17 protein-coding genes are annotated in these 26995 nt (G+C 47.5%); 11 read left to right on the plus strand and 6 right to left on the minus strand.

What is annotated here, in order from left to right; genetic code table 11:
• Nucleotides 1-218 precede the first annotated feature (218 nt).
• The 6 genes from ACQUTD_RS17315 (at nucleotide 219) to ACQUTD_RS17340 (ending at nucleotide 5490) form a co-directional block, all read left to right on the plus strand.
• Nucleotides 219-1064: a type IV secretory system conjugative DNA transfer family protein gene (locus ACQUTD_RS17315; RefSeq protein ID WP_158409077.1), complete on the plus strand. Its 846-nt coding sequence runs from the start codon at nucleotides 219-221 to the stop codon at nucleotides 1062-1064.
• A complete protein-coding gene (gene traJ / locus ACQUTD_RS17320) occupies nucleotides 1064-2233 on the plus strand; it encodes a plasmid transfer ATPase TraJ (RefSeq protein WP_045336900.1) in 1170 nt (389 codons plus the stop codon). Before ACQUTD_RS17315 ends, traJ begins: the two co-directional genes overlap by 1 nt.
• 248 nt (nucleotides 2234-2481) lie before the next feature.
• Complete coding sequence (locus tag ACQUTD_RS17325; RefSeq protein ID WP_045409107.1) at nucleotides 2482-2691, plus strand: hypothetical protein; 210 nt, start codon at nucleotides 2482-2484, stop codon at nucleotides 2689-2691.
• A 15-nt stretch (nucleotides 2692-2706) separates the two neighbouring features.
• A complete protein-coding gene (locus ACQUTD_RS17330) occupies nucleotides 2707-3453 on the plus strand; it encodes a DotD/TraH family lipoprotein (RefSeq protein ID WP_473277360.1) in 747 nt (248 codons plus the stop codon).
• Between the two features lie 612 nt (nucleotides 3454-4065).
• A complete protein-coding gene (locus ACQUTD_RS17335; RefSeq protein WP_045336894.1) occupies nucleotides 4066-4575 on the plus strand; it encodes a hypothetical protein in 510 nt (169 codons plus the stop codon).
• 330 nt (nucleotides 4576-4905) lie between these two features.
• Nucleotides 4906-5490 (plus strand): hypothetical protein, encoded by a 585-nt coding sequence (locus tag ACQUTD_RS17340; protein ID WP_045336892.1) that lies wholly within the window; start codon nucleotides 4906-4908, stop codon nucleotides 5488-5490.
• A gap of 51 nt (nucleotides 5491-5541) precedes the next feature.
• Here ACQUTD_RS17340 and ACQUTD_RS17345 read toward each other — a convergent pair whose 3' ends face one another.
• From ACQUTD_RS17345 to ACQUTD_RS17365, 5 genes are read right to left on the minus strand one after another with little or no spacing between them, the layout of a single operon-like run.
• Nucleotides 5542-6903 carry an ATP-binding protein gene (locus ACQUTD_RS17345; RefSeq protein ID WP_045336890.1) on the minus strand — a complete coding sequence of 454 codons (1362 nt, stop codon included), beginning with the start codon at nucleotides 6901-6903 and terminating at the stop codon, nucleotides 5542-5544.
• A gap of 21 nt (nucleotides 6904-6924) precedes the next feature.
• Nucleotides 6925-9048 (minus strand): type IV secretory system conjugative DNA transfer family protein, encoded by a 2124-nt coding sequence (locus ACQUTD_RS17350; protein WP_063425332.1) that lies wholly within the window; start codon nucleotides 9046-9048, stop codon nucleotides 6925-6927.
• Nucleotides 9045-10304, minus strand: coding sequence for a DNA primase (dnaG, locus tag ACQUTD_RS17355; RefSeq protein WP_106672301.1), 1260 nt, complete (start codon nucleotides 10302-10304; stop codon nucleotides 9045-9047). Before dnaG ends, ACQUTD_RS17350 begins: the two co-directional genes overlap by 4 nt.
• Entirely contained in the window at nucleotides 10301-11365 is a 1065-nt protein-coding gene (locus ACQUTD_RS17360; RefSeq protein ID WP_106672302.1) for a DsbC family protein, read from the minus strand. The genes dnaG and ACQUTD_RS17360 overlap by 4 nt, the downstream gene beginning before the upstream one ends.
• Nucleotides 11358-12509: a secretion/conjugation apparatus DotM-related subunit gene (locus tag ACQUTD_RS17365; protein ID WP_106672304.1), complete on the minus strand. Its 1152-nt coding sequence runs from the start codon at nucleotides 12507-12509 to the stop codon at nucleotides 11358-11360. Before ACQUTD_RS17365 ends, ACQUTD_RS17360 begins: the two co-directional genes overlap by 8 nt.
• 73 nt (nucleotides 12510-12582) lie before the next feature.
• Here ACQUTD_RS17365 and ACQUTD_RS17370 point away from each other — a divergent pair, with 73 nt between their 5' ends.
• The 5 genes from ACQUTD_RS17370 (at nucleotide 12583) to ACQUTD_RS17390 (ending at nucleotide 25192) form a co-directional block, all read left to right on the plus strand.
• On the plus strand, nucleotides 12583-14634 hold the full coding sequence (locus tag ACQUTD_RS17370; protein WP_473277361.1) for a DNA topoisomerase 3: 2052 nt from the start codon (nucleotides 12583-12585) through the stop codon (nucleotides 14632-14634).
• Nucleotides 14631-15020: a hypothetical protein gene (locus ACQUTD_RS17375; RefSeq protein WP_045336883.1), complete on the plus strand. Its 390-nt coding sequence runs from the start codon at nucleotides 14631-14633 to the stop codon at nucleotides 15018-15020. Before ACQUTD_RS17370 ends, ACQUTD_RS17375 begins: the two co-directional genes overlap by 4 nt.
• Nucleotides 15021-15473: 453 nt before the next feature.
• On the plus strand, nucleotides 15474-16541 hold the full coding sequence (locus tag ACQUTD_RS17380; RefSeq protein WP_045336881.1) for a ParA family protein: 1068 nt from the start codon (nucleotides 15474-15476) through the stop codon (nucleotides 16539-16541).
• Complete coding sequence (locus tag ACQUTD_RS17385) at nucleotides 16534-17880, plus strand: ParB/RepB/Spo0J family partition protein (protein WP_106672307.1); 1347 nt, start codon at nucleotides 16534-16536, stop codon at nucleotides 17878-17880. The genes ACQUTD_RS17380 and ACQUTD_RS17385 overlap by 8 nt, the downstream gene beginning before the upstream one ends.
• A 55-nt stretch (nucleotides 17881-17935) precedes the next feature.
• Nucleotides 17936-25192: an SNF2-related protein gene (locus ACQUTD_RS17390; RefSeq protein WP_473277362.1), complete on the plus strand. Its 7257-nt coding sequence runs from the start codon at nucleotides 17936-17938 to the stop codon at nucleotides 25190-25192.
• Nucleotides 25193-25317: 125 nt separating this feature from the next.
• Here ACQUTD_RS17390 and glnS read toward each other — a convergent pair whose 3' ends face one another.
• Entirely contained in the window at nucleotides 25318-26985 is a 1668-nt protein-coding gene (glnS, locus tag ACQUTD_RS17395; RefSeq protein WP_045336875.1) for a glutamine--tRNA ligase, read from the minus strand.
• Nucleotides 26986-26995: the final 10 nt, after the last annotated feature.

The raw sequence follows: 26995 nt of genomic DNA on the forward strand, positions 1-26995 counted from the left end.
ATTATCGCACAACGGATCAAAGAATTTCAACTGATACGTATTGGATGTAACACAAAGAAAGCACATCTTTGAAGCTGTTTGCTCATACACAAGACTCATATACAAAAGCATTCACAGTGGGGTTCCTCACGAAAAGCCTCATTTTTTCTCCCCTTCTATTTGTTGACATTGAAAAATTACGTATAATACGCACTATATGTAATCTGGAGATGTGCACCATGTTTAGAATCAAACTCTTAGTCTGTTCACTGGCGTTAGCCTGGGCAGGTGCAGCTGCCGCAGACGCTCCATATGACGAGAATCCGGCACCTTCATTTAATGAGGTCCTGAATGGCTTTAATAACTCTGAAGGGGATACAGTTCGGATCACTGTATTACGTGATATGGGGGAAACCATCGGCTTCAGAACAGGCTTAGTGTGGGAAGCTCAAAACATCGCGAAGGGTCTTAAGAAAAAAGAGTCGGTTCTGGACCGCCTTTACAATTTCGGCTCGTTAATGACCAATGACAGCTCCTTGCCTCCAGTCATAGTTGAAGCAAATGATCTTGCTTCTGTTTCTAAGGACCAGTTCAGAACGGCTAATAAAGCATTTAACATTGTTAAACCCGAAGAGTTCGTCTCCGTTCCTCCTACCTGGCGTGACTATCTTTTCACCGGACTATTACAACAGTCAGAGGTTATCTATCCCTCAGATGATGCACGCCCGAAAACAAGCGCTGAGAAAAATGCCTGGGAGACATCGCTAAAGAAAGGCTGGAACGATGGCGTTGCCCAGGCGCAGAGTATTCTTGATGAGAATTTTAGTCGCCTCGGACGCGACTACAACGGAATGATGCGCTTTAACGCTTTACTTCGAATGGGCATGATTTCCCGTACTGAAATAGCATCGAAGGTATATACCGTTTCACCTGAGAGTAATAAAAATAGTCTGACAATCGGCGAAAAACACCGAGAGATCATGAAAAAGGCGCAGTTCGAAGTTAACCCTGATAAATGGAAACCAGTTATAACTAAGTCTCCGACTTCAGATACGTCAGCTCAGTATCAGTACGGAGGCAGATAGTGGATAATTTGCATTCCAGCTTTCCTTATGACTTTCCTAATGGTGAGATTTATCCAGAAATAATGAAGAAATTTTTCGTTCATTGCTGGAGACACAACGTTTCAGACGTTACCATTCAGGGAGGTGATTACATTTGGGTTGAGCTTCATGGGCGCCTAGTGAAAGCCTCAAACATGGTAATAGGCCACTCTCATCTTTCAGAGTTAATAACTTTGTTATGGGGCGCGGATATCGTCACCATTGTAGTCAGTGGAGAAGAGCAGGACAGGCCACTGTCAATAACTGGCGAACAATATGGGCTTGAGAGGGGGGAATCTATTCGACTCAGAACGAACTTTGTTCAGGGCCACGTGGGTCGTGGGTTATCGATTCAAATATCAGCGCGAATAATTCCTTCAGAGTTACCGACTCTAAAAAAATACCCAATAGAAGAAGAGTTCGTGCGTGAGCTCTTTTCCGCTGACGGCCTAAATGTTATTGCCGGTCCTACTGGAAGCGGAAAAACCACCACTTTGACGGCCCTGTATATGGAAATCGGGATGAAGATGCCTGACCGCAAGGTAATTCTCTTCGAACAGCCAGTCGAGTTTATCCTGGGTGGCCCGATGTGGGTGGGTCTGCAGCCTTGTCAGAGTGAAATTCCCCGTGACATAGCTTCGTATGCAGCTGGTATTCGCAATGCCCTGCGTCGTGCACCTAAAGTTATAGGGATAGGGGAAGCTCGCGACAAGGAAACCTATCTTGCCGGCATCGATGCTGCAAAATCCGGGCATCTTTTAAACTTCACATCCCACATCAATAAAACTGGCGAGATATTCAGTCGAATCATCCAGGCATTCCCAGTCGATCAGCAGGCTTCAGTTGCTCTCGATCTCCTGTCAGTTTTACGCGTTGTCATTGTGCAGAACCTTTTCAAATCGACTGATGGTAAACGCGTAATGCTCCGCGAGGGCCTTGTGTTTACTCAGGAGATAAGAAATGAACTGGAAGATATTCACTACAGTAAATGGCCGCGTTGGGTTGAAAGCCACTTGCACAACAAGAATGCCACTATCATCGATAAATTATGGGTCCTCTATAAAGAAGGAACAGTTGATAAAGACATCTTTATATCAAAGGCTTCTTATCACGAATTTGTAAAACGCTCAGGAGGTATCAATAATGATTAATAAATGGCGAAACAATGTCAATCCAACTTTATTTGGAGTTCCTTTCTCAGGATTATTCGCATATCTCTTCTTGATTTATTACTGGAGTTCTACTTTATTCCTGGTAATAACATGTCTAAATATGTTTTATGCTTATTTACACTGGCGCGGTTATTCTGTCTCAGGAATATATTACAGTCTCATGAGTAAAATTCGAGGAAACATAGTCTATTCACGTCCTTGGTGGTTCCGTGAACAATGGGGAGGTGATGATGACTCACTTTGAGTTAAGCACGCTTGAGCTTGAGCATGGCAATTACGATCTTGCCTTAAAAGCAATTAAAGAGCAGGCAAATGAAGGTCACCCTTCAGCAATCAAGCTACTCGCTGAGATATACAAGCATGGTATTGGTATTCAAAAAGATGAAGCTGAATACCGTAGATTACTTCATTTAATCGAACAACCAACTTCACATTAAATAACAGGATTAGTTATGAGCACTTTAAAAACCATGTTGACCATCTCTGCCTGTGCATCATTACTTTCAGGATGTGCGCTTATGGGAAAAAAGTCCGATCCAGTAAGCACAACTGATGAGGTCATTAACAAAAATATCGAACTGGCAATCTCGTCAATCCAGAAAACGCAAGCTGAGTTGTATCAGTATGGTGCGATAAATGAAAAAGCCGTTGGTATCACCGGTGGTATCTATCATGACAACGTGCGCATTGATATGAACTGGAACGGTGATGCGTATGAACTGTTGGCACAAATGGCCAGGCAGCGCTCATTTACATTCCGGTCTTCTGGCGCAAAGCTGCCATTACCGGTATCACTCAAAGTTTCGGGGGCCCAGTATAAAGAAGTTATGGATAGCATACAGACGCAGATCGGTTACCGTGCTTCCATCATTGTTGACAACTCTACCCGAACGATGACACTTAACTACAATACACCCAATCTTGAGGCATCCTCTTCTGCGAAAGTTATTCGCACCGGCACGGTTTCAGCAGCTCCATATCGCCCTGGCTCACCAGTGATCTCTTCTACTACTACCGCCAGCAGTACAACAGCGCCTTCGAAAGGCGGTAATGGCTTGTTCAATGGTGGTGGTACAACCATCCCTCAGGATCACGAAGCGGCCAGACTAGGCGACAAATGCACAGAAAGAGGGGTATTAAGCAGAGACAAGCAGGGTAGGGCAATGTCCTGTAGCAATGGCCGCTGGAGAAAACTTTAACGCGCCTTAGATTGAAGATGTTCTTAACATTACTTAAAAATAAAAGCCGGTATAGCCCGGCTTTTGATATATATTAATTCCATATGTTTTTTACGTTATCCTTAGCATCATTTACTTTGGAATCAACCGTATTATTAACACCATTCATTAGGTCGCTAATATTATTGTTGATACCTCCAATAACGTCATTGTATGAGTCGGAGATTTTATCTGAAGCAGTCTTACAAACCTGGTTCATTATGTCTGACCAGATTGATCCAAGGTCAGGGAACGTAGGCATCGTTACAACGCCGGTGACGGCGCTAATGCACGTTCCTATCACCTCGGATGAGTTCTTGAGTGCATCTGTTTCAGAATTAATCTTCGCGATTGCTGATTCGTAAGCACTCTGAGCACCCTCTGCGGCTGCTGTTCCACTCCGGCAGGAAGCACCATAAGAACAAGACGAAATCAGTAGGCCTGCTATGATGATTATCTTTTGAATTTTCATGGTAAGCTGATAGTTATATTGTTGAATGTATGGTTGAATAACCGGATCTGTTGTTGCAACGCTTACATTTTATACGTACCAAACGTAAATACCAGTTAAAAATTAGCTGATAAGAGGATTAAATGGCAAAAGAGATTGTCACTGGGAAGGATCTTGAGCGCTGGCGCTATGACCACGGCTTCGTCGTTGGTACTGCAGCCGAGTGTTTCGGCATCCAACGAGCCAAGTGGGAGTCGTTGGTACGCAATGATGAAATTATCACCAACGCAAGGATCCTCAACCTTTTCCATATTTATACGCAGTTCCCCGAAACCATTCCAGTCGCGCCAAGCTTTGACTATGTAGGCCTGTTCAATGAACTGGGCTTTGCTAACAACACTCGTGACAAGAAAGAGTTTGCTCGACTATTTGGTATGTCCATTCCTGGAACGTACCGGATCATGGATAAAAACTCCGCGCAGCGTGACATTGAAGCCTACGCTCAGGCCCTGAAGCGTACGGGGGCAAAAGGTAAAGATCTCCTGTTTCTAATGAGAAAAATTTCTCAGAAGTCAGAAACAGTCATTGAAGCTGGAGAAGAAGCTATGAAGGAGAAAGCCAGCAAGAAAAAAGTTAAAGGGGATGCAAAATAGCCATTTGTAAACTATTCCTGCCCCGCGAAATCAAACGATAAGCGGGGATAGTTTACTTTGGAGTCTGGAGCCTGCTGAAGTGCCCTTTTAAAAAAAATCTTGAGCCTTGTAACGTTATTACATTTGCCTTAAGTCATATTCCTAATATCACATCTGACCTGTTCCCCTTACCTAAACGTCTGAGACGTATCTATCTCTTTTGTTTTAAACGTAACACTGCAGCCGAACGTAAGATCTTGTTTGTGTGTGGCGGTAATTTATTGAATAATTCCATTCAATATGTATTATCCGTAACACAAGCATATAAAATATTGACCGCGGAGACGTCAAATGAAACAAGATGGACAAAGGCTTATCAAGCTTACCACAGCATTCTTCTATGACACTGAAGTCGAACCAGAAGTGATAAATCTCAGAGATACTACTTTGGCGACCGGTATCCCCGGCCTTCTGAGCGGATATTTCGGAAGTTTTGCTCAAACAAAGGGGTTCAAGCCTGTTAAAGAAATTGCAGACTCCCTAGGAAAACGATACACAATTGTTGATTTCACGCTTTCATGCAGTGAATTTACTGAGACCGAAAGCCCTCCTCCGGGAATGATGATAAATCTCAAACAACTGACCAAGGCAAGACAGGTGCCACTTTCTCATGAAATATCCGAAAGCAGCCCGGAACTTATTAGCAGCATAAAAATGCACGGCAGCTTTGAAAAGGCACTTATTGATAATCCACTGTTCCTCCCTGAAATGCTGAATCATCTTGGCCGCTTCCGCGACTCTGTGATTATTCATTCCATAAAGCCCAATGCCTCCCCGACACTGACAGTGGCAAGTATAAGAATAGATCAGGTTAAAGCCAGACTTGTCAGTGCGAGCTGCCGCTTCAATCAGAACACGAAAATTGTGTGGGAATAATGCTGATTTGATAACACTCAACCCCGGAGTTACCGGGGTTTCGTTGGACCATTATGCAGCTTCTTTCAGATTCACCTGGAACCAATTGATCCGCTCACCCACCCGCTGGAGCTTCAGCAAGGCTGTTTCCCTTGGCTTAAGATATTCGAGCTTTGATTTCTCAATCTGAAGTTTGTTCGCTGCGCGCTGCCAGTCACCAGGAGCCATGTTCTGGACCAGAAGTGTGCCGGCTGAATTGATAAAATCCTCACTGAAATGGCTTGGACTTTGGCTGGCCAGCACCAGTGAAATGCCAAATTTTCGTGCTTCGTTAGCGATGATGTTTATTGGGTTCGAACTTTCTTCATCGCAGAATTTTTTCGCCTCATCGAGGATGATGACGTGGCGAACCTTGCCATGACTCTCACCACGCTGCATTTCCTCATGGAAGATGGCCATCATACGACTGTAAACAAACATCTTCAGCTCATCCTCTGAGCTGGCTAAAGGTTTGATATTGTATCGCTGGATACGACCGCTAAATGGCGGTTCGTTTGCGTTGAACAGGCCTAATGCTTTAACGTTCTCCAGCCGCGTTGAGAGAGAGCGCAGGGTGTCTACTGAATCATATTTGAGAATTTCATCAAACTCGGACCCCGTGCGCGTCTGATTCAGTGCATTTTCATATTCCTTAAGGGCATTCTCTTTCGCTTTTTCCAGCGCCTGCTGTGTCTTCTCTGTATCTTCCCTGATATTCCTTTCCTTCGCTTTATCCAGCGCCCTGGCGGCCCGCATAAAGCCCTCAAAACCCCTGAGTGCCAGATTAGCCTGATTGTTCTCATCGAGCCCAAATAAACCGCTCTTGAGCTTCTTGGCAATAAGTCGCTCCAGATCGGTGAGCGTCGGGTAGCACTGCGCAAGTGCACTCCATTCACGTTTATTATAAAGATCCTGACACTCCGATTCTGGGGCATTACGTTTCACCCAGCTGGCCGGTTTTTCCTGATACATGCGTTTAAGCGCGTAGCAATCCATTACCAGCTGGCGTAACACTGCTGCCTGCTGTTCACCCAGCTTGCGGTTCGTGCTCATGATATCGATGATATGATTCGCCGATTTACGCAGACCGCCGTAATGTGGATCAGGGTTTACCACAAACGGGTTATAGCCATAACGGGTCGATTCACTGAAAAGGACTTCGCTGGCGCCTGGAATTTCGATATCGCCATGGTAATCAAAGATAGAAATTCGCGTTTGCGGATCTGAAGCAAATGCCTCAGCGAACCGGCGAATCTGGTAAGTTTTGCCTGAACCTGATGTACCGGTAATACCAACATGGCCATTTGCCAGCTGCCCCAGGTTCCAGATAAATGGCTCCTTGATACCTTTTCTAAGCTGAAAATCATTAAATCCTACGGTGAATTGAGTAGCCATGCTTTCTCCTTAATTAATGAGTTATGCTGCTTCGCGCATGGCGGTCAATGCCGCCTGAAGTAGCCTTTTCTTCTGACCTTCAAGGGTCAGTGATTTGGAAACAGTGAAGGTTTCGGTGTCGTCGCTATAACTGCTACGCAGTTCTTCCTCGATCTGATACTCAACATCGGCAATGGCGCCATTAATCGAGCAATCGGTATTAGCGGCCGTGATGCCGGCAAGCAGAAGGGGGGCCAGAGGAATATCTGACGAAGCGATGATTTTTTCCGTTTTGTACCCTTCGAGCGATACTGGAGGGTCTATTTCGATAAACTGGTTAATTCGTGGGCTAAGTTTCGTATGCTTTTCATTATCCGGGATATAGAAGGCCGCCATCTCGATTAACGAATCTTTGAAGATTAAGTAGCCTTCACCTGAATTTAATCTCTTAACGTCTGTAATGCTGATGCGATTTCGTGACTCAACACGCAAATCCTTTCTCGCCGACCAGGAACCGACAGTACCCGACTGATAATCAAACCCAGAAAGAGTTGAAAAATATCCCTCACCGGACACCTTTTGAATCAGCGAGAAAGTATCATCACCGTCTTCCAGAGCCAGGCAGTATTTGAACTTCGTATTGGCAAGCAAGGAAGCCGTTTCCTCACCTGCAGAACCTCTTTTCAGTCCCTGGATGTCCTGAACGGCCGCAACCATCATGAAGCCAAGCGATCGCGCCTGGGCGTACATGACAGCCAGACCGGAAGCATAATAATAAGCAAGTTCGTCCGTAATAATTATCGACGGTACCGGCGAAGATGTTGGCCTGGCCTGAAGTATCTCGGCCTTAGTGCCCTCATACTTTGTACCGAGGTTTTCGGCCATCATTAACCGTATACAGCTGAGCACGAGCTTCCCGAGCGCCTCAGCCTCCTGAGAGGATTTTTCCAGAGAGGGTATTGAGATAACCAGCACCCGGTTATTAAGTAACACATCGCTAAGATCAATATCAGGATGCTTAACGTTGTAGACGAAGCCGTATGACTCGATCATCATCTGCAGAGTACGCTGGAACTGAGAGGTAAGATAACCATGTTGGGTTCTTACTTCTGAATTCCATTTTTGTGGTTCGTCAATGAGGCTGAAGTCAAACGACAAACCGGTTTTCAGGTAGTTCGCAATAGGCGAGTATGCGGCATAAGGTAAAAGTCCGGCTTCCCCTTCCTTGTAGAGTGTCAGCAAATCCTCAAGGCCAAGATACTTCTGAATGGCATGGATGCCGGAGGTAAGATCCCCGCGCAAATGTTTATAACGCAGACATCTGATGATGGCATCTACCAGGTTAACAGCCTTCTCCTGCCACTGGGCTCCACTTCCGTCTGCCTTTGGAAGCAGGGAAGTCATTAGCTGAACCTGAAAATCTGCGGTCCCGGAGAAAAATGGATTAAGTGAGTTCGATCGGGCGCCGTTCTGAGGGTTAAAGTAGGATTCGCCCATACGGCGATATTTTTCTTCTTCCAGAAGATCGAGGTAAGGGTCACGCCCTGCAGTTAACAAATTGAGATGGAGGAAGTCGTCATCCCGCCCCATACGTCGGCACAAAGACCAGATAGTAAAAGGCAAACTGATGTCTGCTTTGCCATCCGCATACACAGCTCCTGAACCCCAGCACAGCGAGTTATAGACCATGCCATAAAGTGATTCAGATTTCCCCGAGCCTGTTGTACCTGCCAGAAATACGTGGGTTCGGCAGTCACTGTTAGTGGACCAGATCTCAGCTCCCATGAGGTATTTTTTGTTTGTCCGTAAGACTCCCCAATAGAGTATGCCCCCTGCGGTTGCATACTTAATTCTTTCGCGTGTTCCCCGGAATATCCAGGTCTTCCATTCAGTCCTTATCGTGTAATACTCAGAAATGTCGTATCCACCCACGTCTTTAGGAATACGCATTGGGGCCCGTGTTTTTCTGTCCAGTAAAATGGCCCAGAAGATGAGCGAGGTGATAAGCGAAACGGGCCAGATAGCGAGCAAAAGAATCTGCAAGACAACTCTGCCTATCAGCAGCAGGCGGACATTGTTAAGATCGAGAAGCCATTCATAGACTTTCTCCTCAAATGAACGCGTGTCTCTCCGTAATTTACTGGAGTCAATTTCGTGTTGGCTCATAAATTATCCTCTAGATTTAGCGTAATTCCGCATTCCTTACGGAAGGCATCAACGAGTAACTGGCGAAGATAGGGAGCATGTTTAATCGAACGGCAGACCTCCTCAGCCCTTACAGCTGCTTGTTTCTTCTGCTCAATAGTTTCGATTTTGTAGTTGCGTGTGGCGTACTGCAGTAAAAGAGAACTCAACGGTACCGCAGCAACCAAAGCATTCTCCCAGGACAACAATCCGTTCGTTCGAATGTAATCATCGGGATCCATTCCCTCGGGCATAAACAGGAAGAAGACGTCATGGCGATCTGATATGACATCCAGCAAACGAGGCAGAAGTTGACGTATACCTGCGCGACCACCTTTATCAGAATCCATGCAGAAATAGAGCCTGGTGGCCATCTTACAGAGGATCATCAGCTGCTCGACTGTTATCGCTGTACCCATTCCGGCCACAGCACGAGACTCACCCTCCTGGTGCAGGGCGATAACGTCAAAATAGCCTTCAACGATAACGGCGGTGCCGGTTTTGCGAATAGAGGCAGACGCCTTATTCAGGCCAAAAAGTAGCCGTGACTTATTGAAAAATGGGGTCTGTGGCGGATTCAGATACTTCGGGGAGGAGTCCCAAGAGTGGATTTTGCGACCGGAAAATCCGGTCAGTCTTCCGCTAACCGAATACACGGGAATGGTGATTCGTTGGCGCAGGCGTTCATACACACTTCCATCGCCTGATATCGCCGTAATACCCGTCCCCAGGAGATCTTCCTGGGTAAACCGTTTCAACAAAGAGGGTGCTATCCCACTTGCCACAACACCCAATCCCCACTCCTTGCAGGTTTTGTCTGTTATACCGCGAGATTTTAAATAGTCGGCAGCCGGTGGATTTCGACTCAATCCACCGGTATATAGGTTTTGTGCTGCATACAAAACCTTAAACATAGACTTATCGGTTATTTCCGAACTCTGTTCTGTCTCTGGAATAGTCATTCCAATCCGGGCTGCGAGTTTACGGACCGCGCCAGGGAAATGATCATGTTCGGTCTTCTTTAACCAGTCAAAAACATCCCCTGATTCACCGCATCCCCAGCACCGGAAGCGTGCTTTCGAATCATCCACAACGAATGATGGGTTCTTATCATCATGAAAGGGACAAAGTCCCTTATGGACTTTTCCCTTTTTCAGAAGCTTAACTTTCTCTCCAATGATCTCAGAAAGCTGAATATTGTCTTTTATCCCATTAAGGATAGAGACCGGGATATTCATTTCGCGGCCTCATCTAACCAATGAGTAACAGACTCAGCACTTTTTCTCTTCGTGAGGTCAAATGATGCCCCATCGGCTCTTACAAGCGCTGGCGTTCCGATAAAATTGTAGGCGTGGAAAGTATCAATGTTATTTTTCAGCGCGATCGGTCCTGCCTCACAATCTGCCGTTGACGCATTTGGGTCCCGCATGATTTTCTGCCAGGCCGCTGAACGAGCTTCCGGCGCTTCACACAACACCGATTTAACCAGACGAGAAGAAGCCTCAATCGTGGCAGAATTACCTATCACCGAAACCGGAAATACCTGGATTCGATAATCAGCTGACAGCTTTTCCAATAGTGGCTCAAGATCCTGGCATCGCGGGCAAAGCGGGTCGGAAAACACATACAAAGTCCCTTTATCCGTCTGCTTTAACGGATCTCCTAGGGTGAATGAGTAATCACCGGCATTGACGCCTTTTTGAAGGAGTGCTGCCAGTTCAGGATTAGGTTGGGTCAGCTGCTCATTACGAGCACGTAGTTGCTGCTCAGGGCTCAAATTTAGCGTCGCAGAAGAGGGCTGATTTTGAGTAATCGGAACGCCACCAGTTGATTCTGATGCAACCGTGTGATTTGGGGTAACGGTATCATCTATCCTTTTATGCCCTTCGCTACCGGTTGCGGTATTAAACAGCATCATGGCCGTTAAAAGGACAAGTATAGAATTTGTGATTGTTAAGAGACCCGCGACTCCAATTTTCGACGCAAACCCTTTTTTACAACCATTTCGTTTTAGATCTAAAAGATAGTTTAATTTTTTTTCGTTTAACTCATAGCTATCTTTAAGATAAACATGTACCGAACTGTTACCTGCAAAACCAATAACCAACTGGCTTTCTGAAATATCACCAATATTCTCGTTGACATAAATAACACCTAGTTCAGAAGGGTCTATGCTCCAACGATTACCCCCATCACAAAGCTGTAGTACATCTTCACTTTTTTGTTCGAAAGATGTATTGCCTAAAACAATATTCTTTTTTGCGAACAGAATGTTCATGGCCTCAGTAAATTTAGACATTATCTGTTTCCTCAGAGGAATTATTTTCAACTGGTACAGCCGGTTTTGGCAGTACACCTTCTTTAATAAGAACTAAGCGCAAAGCGTCGATACATTGGTCAACAGGTGGGTCTACCAGTCTCAACCCTTGTTTCCATGCAAGGTGCTCAGTGCGATAAGTTTGAATTTGTATCAGACTTTCTATGCAGGGAACCCTTCGGCCAGTGGCATTGAGTACATACCACAGGCCTCTGTCGATGCCTTTTAACCAGCGGAAGTTAGAGCTCACGAGCTTTCCTCGCTCCATCGCTTTTAAATGGAGCATATGAAGAAATGTTGAGCTGTACTGGAAATATTGAATAAGTTCCTTCGCTTCAGGAACATTCATATAGTTTTTTATCTCCGAATTAATAACAGAGAAATCGGGATAGCCTGGCATTCCTTTCCATTTTCCCGAATGACAAGAACGGTTAAGCCTGTCCAGCATATCCTGAGCTTTCCAGTTATTTTCGAAAGTATCAAAGACACGGCTTGCAAAAATAGCAAACAGGGCTTGCTCATATATGGTCAGATCAGCAAGCGTTTGAATCTTGCTACCGAGTTGATTCAGTAGCACTGAACGGGTTTTCTCAACATCTAGCTCATTATTGCTGATAAGTTTGTTACGTCTTGCATATTCTGCTGGATGTTCTCGACTTTCCTGGCCGGGAACATTTTCATTCATCAGATCACCATAGTATCCAACTGGAATTACAGCAGGGCAGTGCACCGACATTATTTCTGGCAATGAATTAACCGTGATTGCCCTGCGGATTTTCTCAGAACGATGGCGTATCGTTGTTCTTATCGTATAGACGGTTACCATAACCGGTAGCCAGCCACAGATAACGCCTGCCTGTGTCATCCTCCAGAAAACATCCACGAACGAAACCACTGACGGCCTTGCTGCCTGAGCGGCTATTTCTGCCCTCAGTTCCTGCACCCAGGGCAGGAATGGCCAGTCAACAATTGCGAGCTGCTTCCAGGCAAAAAACAATCCCCAGTAGCTGAACTTTGTGTGATTCATATTCCAAATGATCACCGGCAGACCGAAAATTATGAAAATCATAATGAACATGATCCACATGCTGTCATCAGAGCTGCTTCCCTGACCATCATTAGCCATAAAACACCCACTTTTAAAAATTACACATAATGCGTATTATACGGAACTAACCTTACAGTACAACCAAGGATAAATGATGGGAAAGTTGGTAGTCTGGATTGCTGAAAAGCCGAAGGTTGCAGCGGCCTTTGCCGACGCGATGGGATTTTCTGGCAATAAAAGCCATGCAGAAGGTGCATACATTTCTGCGGACGGTAATATCAAATTCACCTGGGCCTTCGGTCATTTGCTTCGGGATTTTCAACCTGAAGAGTATTCCGAGCAGTTCAAAACCTGGGATCTGAAAACATTACCTATCGTGCCGGAGAAATGGCGCAAAGCTGTTACGAATTTCGAAGCCGCCAAAAGTCAGTTCTTTAAAGTCAAAAAGCTGATCGAGCAGGCTGATGAAATCGTCCTTGCCACTGACTTTGATCGCGAAGGGGAGGTGATTGGTCGAGAACTACTGGTTTATTGCAACTATACGAAACCAGTACACAGGGTGAATATCACCGCAATGGACAAAGCCTCGCTCCAAAAAACCGTGAATTCTACCTTTGACGGCACCACTGGTATGCCTCTGTATTATGCAGGCCTGGCGCGGGCACAAGTAGACTGGTTATACGGGATGAACTTAACCCGTATGGCTACAATTCTGGGCAAGCAGCAGGGAATGAATGCTGTCCTGTCGGCAGGAAGGGTGCAAAGCGCAGCGCTTAACATCATTGGTGTACGGGAAGAGGAGATCGCTAATTTCGTCAGTAAGGACCACTACCGTCTTAAAGCCTCTTTTACTGCTGCGGAAACTTCATTTAGCGGTCAGTGGCTGGTACCTGGAGATCTGCTAAATCCCGAAAAATTACTTCTCGATATTGAGCCTGCGAAAGAAAGAGAGAAAAAACTTAAGGGCGCGTCAGGGACAGTTGTTCGTTGTTCCGCCAACAATGCCAGCGAGAAGCCTTTCCTTCCATACAACCTTTCAGAAGCACAAATTGAATGCGCTAACAAATTCGGTTTCTCTCCAGAGAAGACGCTGAGCTTACTTCAGGCTCTTTACGATACACACCACCTGGTGAGTTACCCGCGAACGTCATGCCGTTATCTTCCGACCGGCGAACTTGAAAACCTGCAGGCGACGCTTGATTCGCTTAAGGCGATGGACCCTTCAATTTCCGAAACCATTGACGGCCTCGACACATCTTTGCGCTCGGATGCCTGGGATGATAGCAAGGTAGGTGCCCACTATGGTCTGATACCAACCAGTCATCGTTGTGATTTAACCCAACTCACTGGCGACGAGCTGAAGGCTTATACCCTCATTCGCGACTCTTTCATCATCCAGTTCATGCCACCGGCTGAATACCGGAAAGTCTCTCTGGAAATTCATTCCTCCGAAGGCAACGACATCTTTATGGCCAAGGGGTCAACTTTGACAAACCCTGGCTGGCTTGAGTACTTACGTCCAGCGAATGACGAAGACGCTGGCGAAAACGAAGATTCGCAGGAGATTCCTGAGCTTCCAGCCGGAACTGAAGTTATCTTTGATTCTCTTACGATCCTGAAGCAAAAAACGAAGCCACCGCGGTATTACACTGACGCCACGCTTATCGCGATTATGACGAACTGTTCGTCTCTTGTTAAAGATATTGATATGAAGCGGGTGCTGAAAAATACCTGTGGGATCGGTACGGATGCCACCCGGGCAGCGATTATTAAAACGTTGTTTGACCGCAACTACGTAGTCAAAAAGGGCAAACAAATCCGGATTACGGAGTTAGGAAAGGCTGTTCTCACGATTCTTCCTGCAGCTGTAAAAAGCGTGGAGAACACGGCGTATATGGAACAGCAGCTGGAAGCTATTGCGGACAGAAAATTATCGCTTGATAGTTTCCGATCTGAAATGGTGGAAAAATTGCGGGAAATTTTTACTGGGGATCTGGCCACTATTAATCTGGATAAGGTTATTCCCAAATGCCCGGATTGCGGGAAAATCCTTCGCCGTATTAAAAAGAAAGATGGTGATTTCTTCTGGGGTTGTACCGGTTACCCCGAATGTAAGAAATCTTTTAATGACGTAAAGGGGAAACCAGAGCTGGTGAAGAGTGACAAAAAGGCACCGGCAAAGCGAAAAGGGCCAAAAAAATGACCGATTTTGGAACAACTATCCAGGTGTTTTTGTTAAAAACCGATACCAGCCCGGAACCGCTGCCATTCATTTGCTCGCCAAGCGGTTGGGTTGGCACGTCCCCAGTTGTTTTACCTGTAGTAGAAGAAACGGTTCATAAATTCTTTGCCAGTAAAGGAGTGAGCTGCGCCGATACGGTTGCTGAAGATACGCTTCTCGTACATCTTCGACGTGATTTTTCAACACGTGAGATACGCGCATTTGTTGCTCAGTACTACAAACTGGATAAGCGATTCCTTCTTTTTATCTGCGACAGCATTCAGCGTTCTGACATGCTGATCAACACAATCCGGAAGGTTTATGGCGCCGAAAATATTAGTTTGCCGGTCGTAGATTCACAAAACTAAGCGGGTAAGTATTTGAAAGTAGGGGAGTAGCAAAAAAAGTTGTGAAGTAAGACAAAATTTGAGTGTAGTTAGCCTTGCGGTGTGTGTAGTTAGTGTGTAGTATGTAAAACATCAACTACACACTAACTACACTGACAAGAAGACCTCCGCCAAGAACTCTTCTCGTCAAATTTCACTGAAGGAGATTTCAATGAAACTGTCTCAGATTGTAGCACTTTCCCGCGACAATAAAAGCCGTTCCTGGTGCCCGGTGATGACTAACGCACAGCTCACTCAGTTTTTCGGTGCTAAGCCCTCACGTGACCTTGTTCTTCAGCGTATGAATGCACGACGCTCACGCAACATGGCCACCGCTGGCTAACCCCTCACCCAAAATTTCGTATACGAAAATTTTAAGTCTGTCGCCAGTTCACACTGGCGGCATACAGCTAAGTTTAATAAGGATTCAACGTAATGATTTCAGCACAGGAACAGGCTCTTCGTAACCTCAAGCTTTCCAACGGTATGACCTGGAAGGCTCTGGCAAAAGCTCTTGGGATCACTGAACGCTCAATCCTGAGCTATGTAGCGGCGCCAGGTACTAAGGGGTATCGTGAAATGCCAGCTGAGGTCTGGCACAAGCTTGAAAACATTTCTGGCCATGAGCTGGACCGCAATAACGCTGGTCTCTATTTCCCGAAGAAAAAAGTCATATCGATCAGCTCGCAGAAAGGTGGTGTCGGTAAAACCTCGCTTGTCGCAATCATTGCGTCAATTTTCGCCAATATGGGGTACAGGGTTCTGGTTATCGACATGGACCCTCAGGGTAACCTGACTGAGCAATATTACCGTGAAGACCAGGATTTCCCTTCTGAAATTCTCGCCGATCCGGACGGGGACGAATTTTCACCGGGCCCTGCTCACGTCTGGAACATGTTCCAGAGCAATGTTGCAGTTAACCCCTTACAGATTAGCGACAACCTTTATCTGGTAGGTTCAAGCCTCGATCTTGCAGACATTCAGCTTGGTGACCCGGAATCAGTGATCAGCAACTTCCACGAAAGCATTAATAAGCTTCAGGAAGATTTTGACCTGGTAATTCTTGATACATTACCGAGCTTTGGTAATGCTCTGGCAGCGGCACACCGTTCTGCTGACTGGCTTGTTATCCCGACCGAACTCGCCAGATTTTCAAAGAAAGGTATTACCTATCAGCTGCGCACGGCCATGAATACGAAAAATGTATTCAATACCGATCTGACGCTGCTGGGTATCGTTGTCAACAAAATCACCTATACCAGCAGGAAAGATAACGAACTGCTGCGTATTCAGGAGAACTACCGCGAATTACTGGAAGAACAGTATGGCGATCTGATGCTTTCTCCGGCTCTTAAACTGGCAACCAGTATTGTTGAGTCACAGGCTATCGGTGTTCCTCTGATCGAGTACGCACCTAAGTCTGAGACGACTTTGCAGTTTACCCAGCTGTCTCAGGAATTACTGCGCCGTATTAAGGTTGAAGAGGAAGGAATCCATGGCTAAGAACTTCAAAGATTCCATCGGGGGTGGAAAAAAGGATGCGCTGATCTCTCAGCTCATCCGCGGTACAACGCAGAAGGAAGAAGAGTTCACTCTGGACTGGCTACCCCATGAAAAAGTCTACAGCGTTGCCCAGGCTCGAAAAAAATTCATAAACATTGAGAACCTGGCTTCTTCAATGAAAGGTCGCCAGCAAATTCAGGCCATAACCGTTTATCCAGCTGATGCAGACGGTCGGCATCAGATCAAAACCGGCGAAAGGCGCTGGCGAGCAGCTGTTTTAAATAACGAACCAGTCCTGGCTATTATCCTTAACCGCCAGAAAAAAGTGGTTCCACAAGAAGTAGTTGCTGATGCAAAACTGGCACCTGAACAGCTAAAAGTTAGATTTGAACAGATCAAAGAGAACGATCAACGCGAACCTCTTACCCCTATGGAAATGGCGGAAGAGCTCGGTAATATGCGCGATCTGTTTAATCTTAAACCGGGTCAGATAGCCGAAGGCATTGGACGACCCGCTGCGTATGTTTCAAAGCACCTCAAGCTTCTGGAAATGCCTGAAGAGGTTCGAAACCTGATGGAAGATGGCATCGTCACTTACATCGAGACCCTGAACATCATAACCAGTGTTTTTGCCGTATCGAGAGAATCTGGCCTCGAACTGGTAGATGAGGCTCGCAGTAAAGGTGAGCTGAGTCGTAGTGAGGCTCAGGAGTTCCTTAAAGCCATAAAAGGAAAGAGCGCTCAGCAGACTGACAGCAGCGGCACTCAGCAGCCGGAGAACAAAGCGTCCGAGCTGAATGACAATAACGGCACTCAGCAGCCGGAGAACGAAGCGCCCCAGCTGAATGAAAATAGCGGTACTCAACTGCCGGCTAATGAATCGCCCCTGCAGAATGACAATAGCGGTATTCAGCAGCCGGATAATGAAGAGCCCCAGCTGGATGTCAATAGCGCTACTCAGCAGCCGGATTATGAAGCGCCCCTGCAGAATGACAATAGCGGTACTCAGCAGCCGGATATTGAAGCGCCCCTGCAGAATGACAATAGCGGTACTCAGCAGCCGGAGAACAAAGCGCCCCTGCAGACTGATAACAACGGTACACCGCATGCGGATATCAAAGCGCCCATGCAGACTGCAAGCAAAGAACCCCAGAACGCTGGCATTCAAAAAGTTACGTTTTACGTCAAAATTGACGATGACGTTTTCGAGCTAATTGATAAGCCAAGCATTGTAGAAAATGGAGAAGTCCACGTTTTCTGCCGGGAACGCGAAGGAATGCCAGAGATGCAGGTACCAATCAGTGACTGCACCCTGCATCATGCTTCATTGACTAAATAACTACTAACCCTCATCATTCCAGTTAATACGTACCAACTGGAATAAAGAGGGTTATATGACCAAAAAAGTTGAGGAGCCAACAAATGATAATCGGGAACGAAAGTCACACAACCACAGCAGCAAGAATTCTCTCACCGGAGACCATCAAACAACTTCAGAGAGATCGCTCCTTGATGAGCCAGGGCTGGAAAATTCTGGCCCGTTGGGCGGTGAACCAGCCAGCGGAACTGCAAATGCTGGAAGCGAAAGGATTCCTGGTTCTTTACTCGACACTGATCAACCAACAGGACCAGGAGATCAACGCCCTGGCAGAGAACACGAATCAGGGGATGAGCGAACAGGAGCAGCTGGAGCTTCAGGGAGTCAGTACCAACCTGATAATTTCAGATTAAGCAGCGTTCAAGATATTGGCGCCGGCGGTGCCAAGACAAAGTACAGGGATAATATTGCGGCGCTTGAACTTCTGCACAAACTGGAAGCAGAAAAGCGCCAGGCAACGCCGACCGAACAAAGCATTCTGGCCCGTTATGTAGGATGGGGTGGCATTCCTCAGGCCTTCGACGAAACTAATACGGACTGGGAGAGTGAATACAACAGGTTATTAGAGCTTCTTCCTTCCGCCGATTATGAAGCGGCACGCGCTTCAACACTCAACGCCCACTACACCGCTCCTGAGGTTATTGATGGCATTTATGATGCCCTTGGTCGTCTTGGCGTAGGCGATGGTGTTCGTATTCTCGAACCTGCAGCCGGGATAGGCCACTTCGCAGGTAAACTTCCGTTCAAAGCCGAAATGACTCTGAACGAACTTGATTCAATATCATCGAGAATATCTCGCCAACTTTATCCTAAATTTACAACGATAAAGCAAGGATTTGAGGACTTCCGATCCCCTGAAGGATACTTTGATATTGCTGTTGGCAACCCGCCTTTTGGTGATTTCAGGGTAAACGATTCACGAAACCCTGCAATAAGCCGCTTTTCAATTCACAACTTTTTCATGGCCAAGAGCCTGGATTCTCTCCGGGAGGGCGGTATTTCGGCAATGGTGGTTAGCCGATTCTTTATGGACTCAAAGAAAAGTGACCACCGGGAGTACCTTGCCGACCGAGCTCATTTCCTTGGGGCCATTCGCTTACCAAATAACGCATTCCGCCAGAATGCGCTTACGGAAGTTACAACTGATATTGTCTTCCTGCAGAAGGCCAGGCCCGGCGAAGAACCAGACCGTAGTTGGGTGGATACTGGGTTCATGCGTTGTCCCAAAACCGGTGAGTCATTCGAAGTCAACTCCTGGTATGTGAACCACCCCGAGCAAATTATCGGCAATATGCAGCTCGAATCGAATGCATTTGGTCATTCACCTCAATGCGTAGCTGAGTCGGGACTGGATCTCAGAGCCGAGATCAACAACCGTTTTTCAGTCCTGCCGCGCAACTGTTTTACATCAAAAACAACCGTTGCGGACGATGAAGTTGCTGACGCTCGCCCGGAGGTGGACTTCACGGATACTGGTATCAAAGTTGATAGTTTCTTTGTTACCCCTGACGATAAGATCGGTATTCGAAAACCCGACATGTTGGGCAAGGGTGACTACGAATATTATGTCCCTCGCTCCACTGCAGAAAACGATCGCATTCGTAGCGCAATAAAAATTCGCGATACCCTCATGCGACTCATTCAACTTGAAACCCAGGAGACAACGTCCCAGGCAGAAATGGACGCAGTGCGCCGTGAACTGAATAAGCTATATGACCGGCACGTTAAGAATTATGACTTCATTTCAAGCCGTTCGAATAAGGGAGTCCTCAAAACTGACCCCGCGTATCCCTTACTTCAGTCGCTAGAAGTAGAATACGATAAGGGCGTCACCAAAGTGATGGCTGATAAAGAAGGAACTGTCCCTCGTAAGCCTTCTGCCAGAAAAGCAGCCATATTCACTAAACGCGTTAACAAGCCAAACACACTTGAGCGTTCGGCCGAAACGGTAAAAGACGCGCTTGTAATCTGCCTGAACGAAAGTGGCCGCGTTGATATCGATCGTATCTCAGACCTTGCCTCAGTCGAGCCTGAGGTCGCTCTGAGGGATTTATCTGGGTTGGTTTACAGAAACCCATTAACCCTTGAATACGAGACTGCAGAGACATTCCTTTCCGGTAACGTTAAGCTCAAACTGGAAAGAACCAGGGGGATTATCGAAGGCATCCACGCGTTAACAGAACAGACTCGTGATACGTTCCTGCGTCAGAGATTCAAGCCAGAGGCAGCTGAAAAATTTCTCTCGGTTGACACAGACCTTTTGCTCAGTGAGCTGCAGGTAAGTGCTGAAGCTCTCCTGTCCAGCTTACCTGCTGATATTGATGCCATCGACATATCTGTTCAACTGGTCAGCACCTGGCTACCGCAAAAGGATATTCAGGCATTTATCGTTGGCCACCTTGGCATCGCCGATAAAGAGTGCAGTGCTCTTTATGTCCCTCCAGCTGGCAAATGGATAACGAAATTCAAAGGGGGCAATAAAGATCTGCTCGAAAATACCTGGGGCACCCAAAGAATGGATGCCCTTGAGATTCTTGACCGACTCTTTAACAACACCCCGGTACAAGTCAAAGACGTTGCTGGTTTCAATGACGACGGCTCTCCTATTTACAAGGTGAATCAGGAAGAAACTCTTGCTGCTCAAGGAAAGGCCGAGCAAATTGCAAACGAGTTCACTGACTGGATATGGACCGACCCGGAACGAAGAGAGAGGCTGGCAAGGCGATATAACGACAGGTTCAACACCCATGTACCAGGAACCTACGATGGCTCCCATCTTACTCTTCCTCAGGCAAGTGGAGATATTAAGCTTCGTGGTACCCAAAAAAATGCAATCTGGCGAGGCATCCAGGAGGGATGTGGCCTGGGAGATCATGTCGTTGGTGCCGGTAAAACCTTAACTGCTATAGCGACAATCATGGAACAACGGCGTATGGGTTTGGTCAACAAACCTCTCGTTATCGTTCCGAACCATTTACTGGGCCAGTGGAAAGACGAGTTCTATAAGCTGTACCCGGGCGCCAACGTTCTCGTTGCAGAGCAGTCCGATTTTGAAAAGGATAACCGTAAACGGCTTTTCGCGACGATAGCCACCGGTGATTTCGATGCTGTTATTCTCGGTCACTCTTCCTTTAAGTTTTTATCTCTGTCCCCGGAAGATGAATCTGCATTCCTTAAAGAGCAGGTTGATGATATCAGCCAGTCGCTAAGGGACTTCAAACAGTCGCTTGGTTCAAGGGATCCGTCTGTTAAACAGATGGAAAAGCAGAAAAAGCGGCTTGAAGAGAAAATCAAAAAAATCTCTGACACCGGCAAGAAGGACGATCTACTTACCTTCGATCAGCTGGGTGTTGATGCGCTGTTTGTCGATGAAGCCGATGAATTTAAAAATCTGGCCATCGTAACGTCACAGACGCGTATTGCAGGCCTGGGTAACCTGCAGGGCTCTGAAAAAGCCATGGACCTGTTCCTCAAGTGTCGCTGGATCCAGAAGAAACGCGATGGGAAAGGTGTGTATTTTTACACCGGCACCCCTATCAGCAATTCCCTTGCTGAGCTTTATACCCTGCAACGCTATATGCAGTACGATGAACTTAAGAGCAAGAATATCGCAGCGTTTGACAGCTGGTCCTCCACATTCGGACAGGTAGTAACAGGCTGGGAGCTGGATGCAACAGGTGTGAATTATCGCCTCAATGCCCGATTTGCCAAGTTCACGAACGTTCCTGAATTAATGCGCATGTACCGCTCATTCGCAGATGTAGTAACCCATGCTGATTTAGCCAATCAGGCGCTGGCAGACGGTACTGGACGTCTGGTACCGAAGTTAAAGGGTGGGAAACCCACATCAGTGATAGTCCCGCGCTCGCGTCTCCAGGCTCAGTTTATGGGGGAAATGGAGACCGTTATTGATGCCACTACCGGACGTCCCGCGCTGGACAACCTTGGCCGTGAAATCAAAGACTGGAATCCGGGCTCGATTATTTATCGCATGGAGAACATGCCTAAAGATCCGCGTATCGATAACGCCCTGAAAGTTACTCATGATGCCAGAATCGCAGCACTCGACTTCCGCCTGGTAGACCCGCACGCCCCGGACGACGAAGGCAGTAAGGTAAACGAAGCTGTCCGTCGTATTCACAAAATATGGGAAGAGAACACTTACCGTAAAGGAACACAGCTGGTTTTCTGCGATCTGTCTACGCCGAAAGGTAAGTTCACCGCTAGGCCAAACAATGATGCCGAAACAGAAGTGGCCGCACCGGAAGACAGCTTCTCGATGGATGAAATTCTGGGCGAGAGTATCGATCCGGATAAATTCTCTGTTTATGCCGATATGCGTCAGAAGCTTATCGATCTCGGCATTCCCGCCAATGAAATTAAATTTATTCACGATGCGACGAACGACCAGAAGCGGCAGGAGTTGTTCCGTTCGGTTAACAACGGCGACGTGCGTATTCTCATTGGGTCTACATCCAAAATGGGGGCAGGGACCAACGTACAACGTCGTTTAGTTGCCTTGCATGACTTGGATTGCCCGTGGCGCCCGAGAGATTTAGAGCAACGCCATGGCCGCGGCATTCGTCAGGGAAACATGTTCTTTGAGCAGGATAAAGAGAACTTTGAGCTCGAGATATGCTGCTACGCAACAGAACGAACCTACGACGCCAGAATGTGGCAAACGATCGAGGTTAAAGCGCGGGGCATTGAACAATTCCGCAACGGTTCACTGACTGACCGCATTATTGAGGATATTGCCGGCGACGCGGCTAATGCAGCGGAAATGAAAGCCAGCGCCACCGGTAATCAGCTCATCTTCCTGCAGGTGAAAATAGACGCTGACAAACGAAAACAAGAGACGATGTACCGGAACTGGCAGCGTAGCCGTCATTCACTTGAAGCCAGCGTTACTCGTCTTCCTCAGCAGATAAGTGAGCTGGAAGCACTACTGGAGCCAATCCGCAACGACCTTCATTACATTGAACAGCATAAAGGGATATCGGGGCTTGATACAGGCGTTACTAAGTTCCACTGGCGAAAAGCAGACGACGTAAAGCTTCCCGAAAATGCAGTTGAGCTGCTGGAAACCTACCTGAAAGACAAAATGCGTAAATCGGTCGACAACATGGCGCTTGATGTTCGTGATCCGGTTTACGTAGGCGTTTATCGCGGCCTGAAGTTGAGCGTCAGAGCCGGTTCAAACGCAAAGGGTCTTTATACGCACTTCGTTATTGAGCGCGCTGATGGTCAGAAACTCAGCATCGAAGGGATGGAAATTCGCTATAGTGCCGGCGACTCGTTCAGTCCTACCGGACTCTTTGTACGACTCGATAATCTTCTGAGCGACTCAGTAAATTCGGAATCAAGGTGTGTCGCGAATATCGAGCGTCTCAAAAAGGATCTGGATGTTGCTAAGGAGGCTATCAGTGGTGACTATCCGCAGAAAGCCTATCTTGATGCGCTTCGCCAGGACTCCATAGAGGTAATGGCGGAACTCAAACGTATGCAGGATGATGAAGAGTATATTTCGACCTGGCAACCGTCCAGCGCAGCTTTTGAGAGTAAACCAGTAGCGGCCGCCCCGGCCAAGGAGCCCGCAGAAGGAGAGTTAATAGAACTGGATTTCCAACCGCCTGAAGAGACCGACGATCACACCAATACGGAAAATAATCCTGACAGCACACCAGAGTCTCAACCGACCGACGTGGAAACCGTTAATCTGGAGATGGCTTTTAAAACGGCTACACCTGACACCCCGGTAGTAATGTCATCTGACACCACCGGGACCGCTGACCCTGAAACTGAAAATAACATGGCGGCTGCCGAAACATTAAACCCTGCAGAAGAAAGCCAGGACACGTATCTGACTATTCCGTTTAAATATGGGTCAGTCATTTACAATACAGACCTGAACCGCCTGCAGGTTAAATTCAGTAACCGCCCTGAAAAAGGAAGTGATGAATACAGGGTAATGAAGCTTCTCAGTGAGCAGGGGCGTTTTTCTTTCGCCCCATCCCAGGACAGACGATGGGTACGCCGTCTTACTGATAAATCAGCGATCGCAGCTGCCGGGATACTCCAGGTTGAACTACCTTTGCCATCTGTTGTTTGTCTGGTCGCCACAGAAAGCGTTCCGCCGGCGCCAGATACATCCGCTAAGCTGCAAACAGATATGTTCACCGAAGTACAGTCGGCCGACCCCCAGAGAAAACTGACTGACGAAGAAATTGCAGCGATGGAAATTACTGCGAATGAACTCTTTTCAAGACAGCAGGAAGGTAACTGTTCGGATCTGCATTTGTTTGATTCAGTCCGGCAACTGGCAGAAGCAGGGAGCATGGAAGGGAAATATTTGCTGTCATTCTGCTATTTCGACGGTATCGGTGTTCAAGCTGATCCGACAACTGCAATTGACCTGTTGCACGCAGCTGCTGAAGGTGGCCATGATGAGGCCCGCTATAAAGTCGGGGAGCTTTTTGAAACCGGCATGTATGGCCATACTGTGGACTTAAAGCAGGCCGCCCACTATTACTCCCTCTCGGACCCCGATTTTAGTAGCCCGGCACGTGAACGTGTTAACCGGCTTTTGTCAGAACAGAAGTTATCTGTGATGAGCGGCTTTAGCGAAATTCTGGCAGAAAACGAGAAGCAATCAGGTTCAGAAGAGAGGTTCTTCAGCAGAATGAACCTTCTATACGAGAAGGTGGCGGATGCTCAGGTCCAAAAAGAAAACGTGGCAAATGAACTGGAACATATGAAAGAAAATGCGCCAGTGTTCACAATAGCTGGCCAGGTTTACGATCCGGTTAATGCATCTCTTTCAGATTTACATGCCATGAACAGCCATATCATGAGCACAATACGTGACGCTGTAACAATGCGTAAGGAACAAGGAAGGCCAATTGAACAGATTGCCGGCAGTTACCAGGGGATGCAAATTAGCGTGAGATCAGTCGAGAATGAAATGCGATTTACGCTCACGGGTAAACGTAACTGGTCTCCTGAGGAACTGGTCTATCGCAAAGGTGAGCGAGAGAAGTTTGTGTTACCTGAATTTATAGAACAAATTCAAAAATTCACAGTGTCTCTTAAAGATGAACTCCACAGATGTGAAGAAACTCTTGCCGACCTTAATGAAAAGTGTCGGTCTGAAAAGGAGAAATTCGAGACCCTTAGACAAAGGGAGCTTGAATCAAAGAAGCAAGAACTGGCGACTCCGCCACAAACGGAAATGAATGGCATCCCAAAGGGAATTCGTAACAGATTACACTGATTATGATCAGGGACGGTACATCCGCTTTTGAAAGAACACGATGTGCCGTTTGCTAATCAGTGAACGTAGCTTAAAAAAAACGCCGCATTATGCGGCGTTTGTCTTTCATAGACCCTGCAACGTTTTTACTCGCCGATCTTCGACCAGGTATCACGCAGACCCACGGTACGGTTAAATACCGGTTTTTCCGCCGTGCTGTAACGGCTGTCCAGGCAGAAGTAACCTTCACGCTCGAACTGGAACGCTTTGCCCGCTTCAGCAGCTTTCAGGGACGGCTCAGCGTAGCCCTGTTTAATCACCAGAGATTCCGGGTTAATGGTTGCCAGGAAGTCTTCCGCAGCACCCGGGTTGGGCACGCTGAACAGGCGATCGTACAGGCGAATCTCAACCGGCAGCGCGTGGTGTGCACTCACCCAATGAATAACGCCTTTCACCTTGCGACCGTCGGCCGGGTCTTTGCTCAGAGTCTCGGCGTCGTAAGAACAGAAGATGGTAGTGATGTTCCCTTCCGCATCTTTTTCCACGCGCTCGGCTTTGATGACGTAAGCATTACGCAGACGCACTTCTTTACCCAGCACCAGACGCTTGTACTGCTTGTTGGCTTCTTCGCGGAAGTCAGCGCGGTCAATCCAGATCTCGCCGCTGAACGGCACGTCACGGCTTCCCATTTCCGGCTTGTTCGGATGGTTAGGCATGGAGACCAGTTCGCTCTCGCCCTGCGGATAGTTCTCTATGACCAGCTTCACCGGATCGATAACGGCCATCGCGCGCGGAGCGTTTTCGTTGAGATCTTCGCGAATGCAGGATTCCAGAGACGCCATCTCAATGGTGTTGTCCTGCTTGGTGACGCCGATACGCTTGCAGAACTCGCGAATGGAGGCAGAGGTGTAGCCGCGGCGGCGCAGACCCGAGATGGTCGGCATACGCGGGTCGTCCCAGCCCTCAACGTGCTTGTCGGTGACCAGCAGATTCAGCTTACGCTTGGACATCACGGTGTATTCCAGGTTCAGACGAGAGAACTCGTACTGACGCGGATGCACCGGAATGGAGATGTTATCCAGCACCCAGTCGTACAGACGGCGGTTGTCCTGGAACTCCAGCGTACACAGCGAGTGGGTGATGCCTTCCAGCGCATCGCTGATGCAGTGGGTGAAGTCGTACATCGGGTAGATGCACCACTTGTTGCCGGTCTGGTGGTGTTCTGCGAACTTGATGCGGTACAGCACCGGATCGCGCATCACGATGAACGGCGATGCCATGTCGATTTTGGCACGCAGACAGGCTTTGCCTTCTTCGAAGCCACCGGCGCGCATTTTTTCGAACAGCGCCAGGTTCTCTTCCACGCTGCGATCGCGGAACGGGCTGTTTTTGCCCGGCGCGGTCAGCGTACCACGGTACTCACGGATCTCATCTGCAGACAGTTCGTCAACATACGCCAGACCTTTGTTGATAAGCTCTACCGCATAGGCGTACAGCTGATCGAAATAGTCAGAGGAGTAGCAGATATCGCCAGACCAGTTGAAGCCCAGCCATTGCACGTCGTTCTTAATGGACTCAACGTATTCGATGTCTTCTTTTACTGGGTTGGTGTCATCGAAACGCAGGTTGCACTGTCCCCGGTAGTCCTGGGCAATTCCAAAGTTCAGGCAGATAGATTTTGCATGCCCGATGTGCAGGTAGCCGTTCGGCTCCGGCGGGAAACGGGTATGAATTGTGGTGTGCTTACCACTGGCCAGATCTTCATCGATGATCTGACGGATAAAGTTGCTCGGGCGGGCTTCTGCCTCACTCATCACGGATTCC

This window comes from Enterobacter sp. K510 (assembly GCF_055804875.1).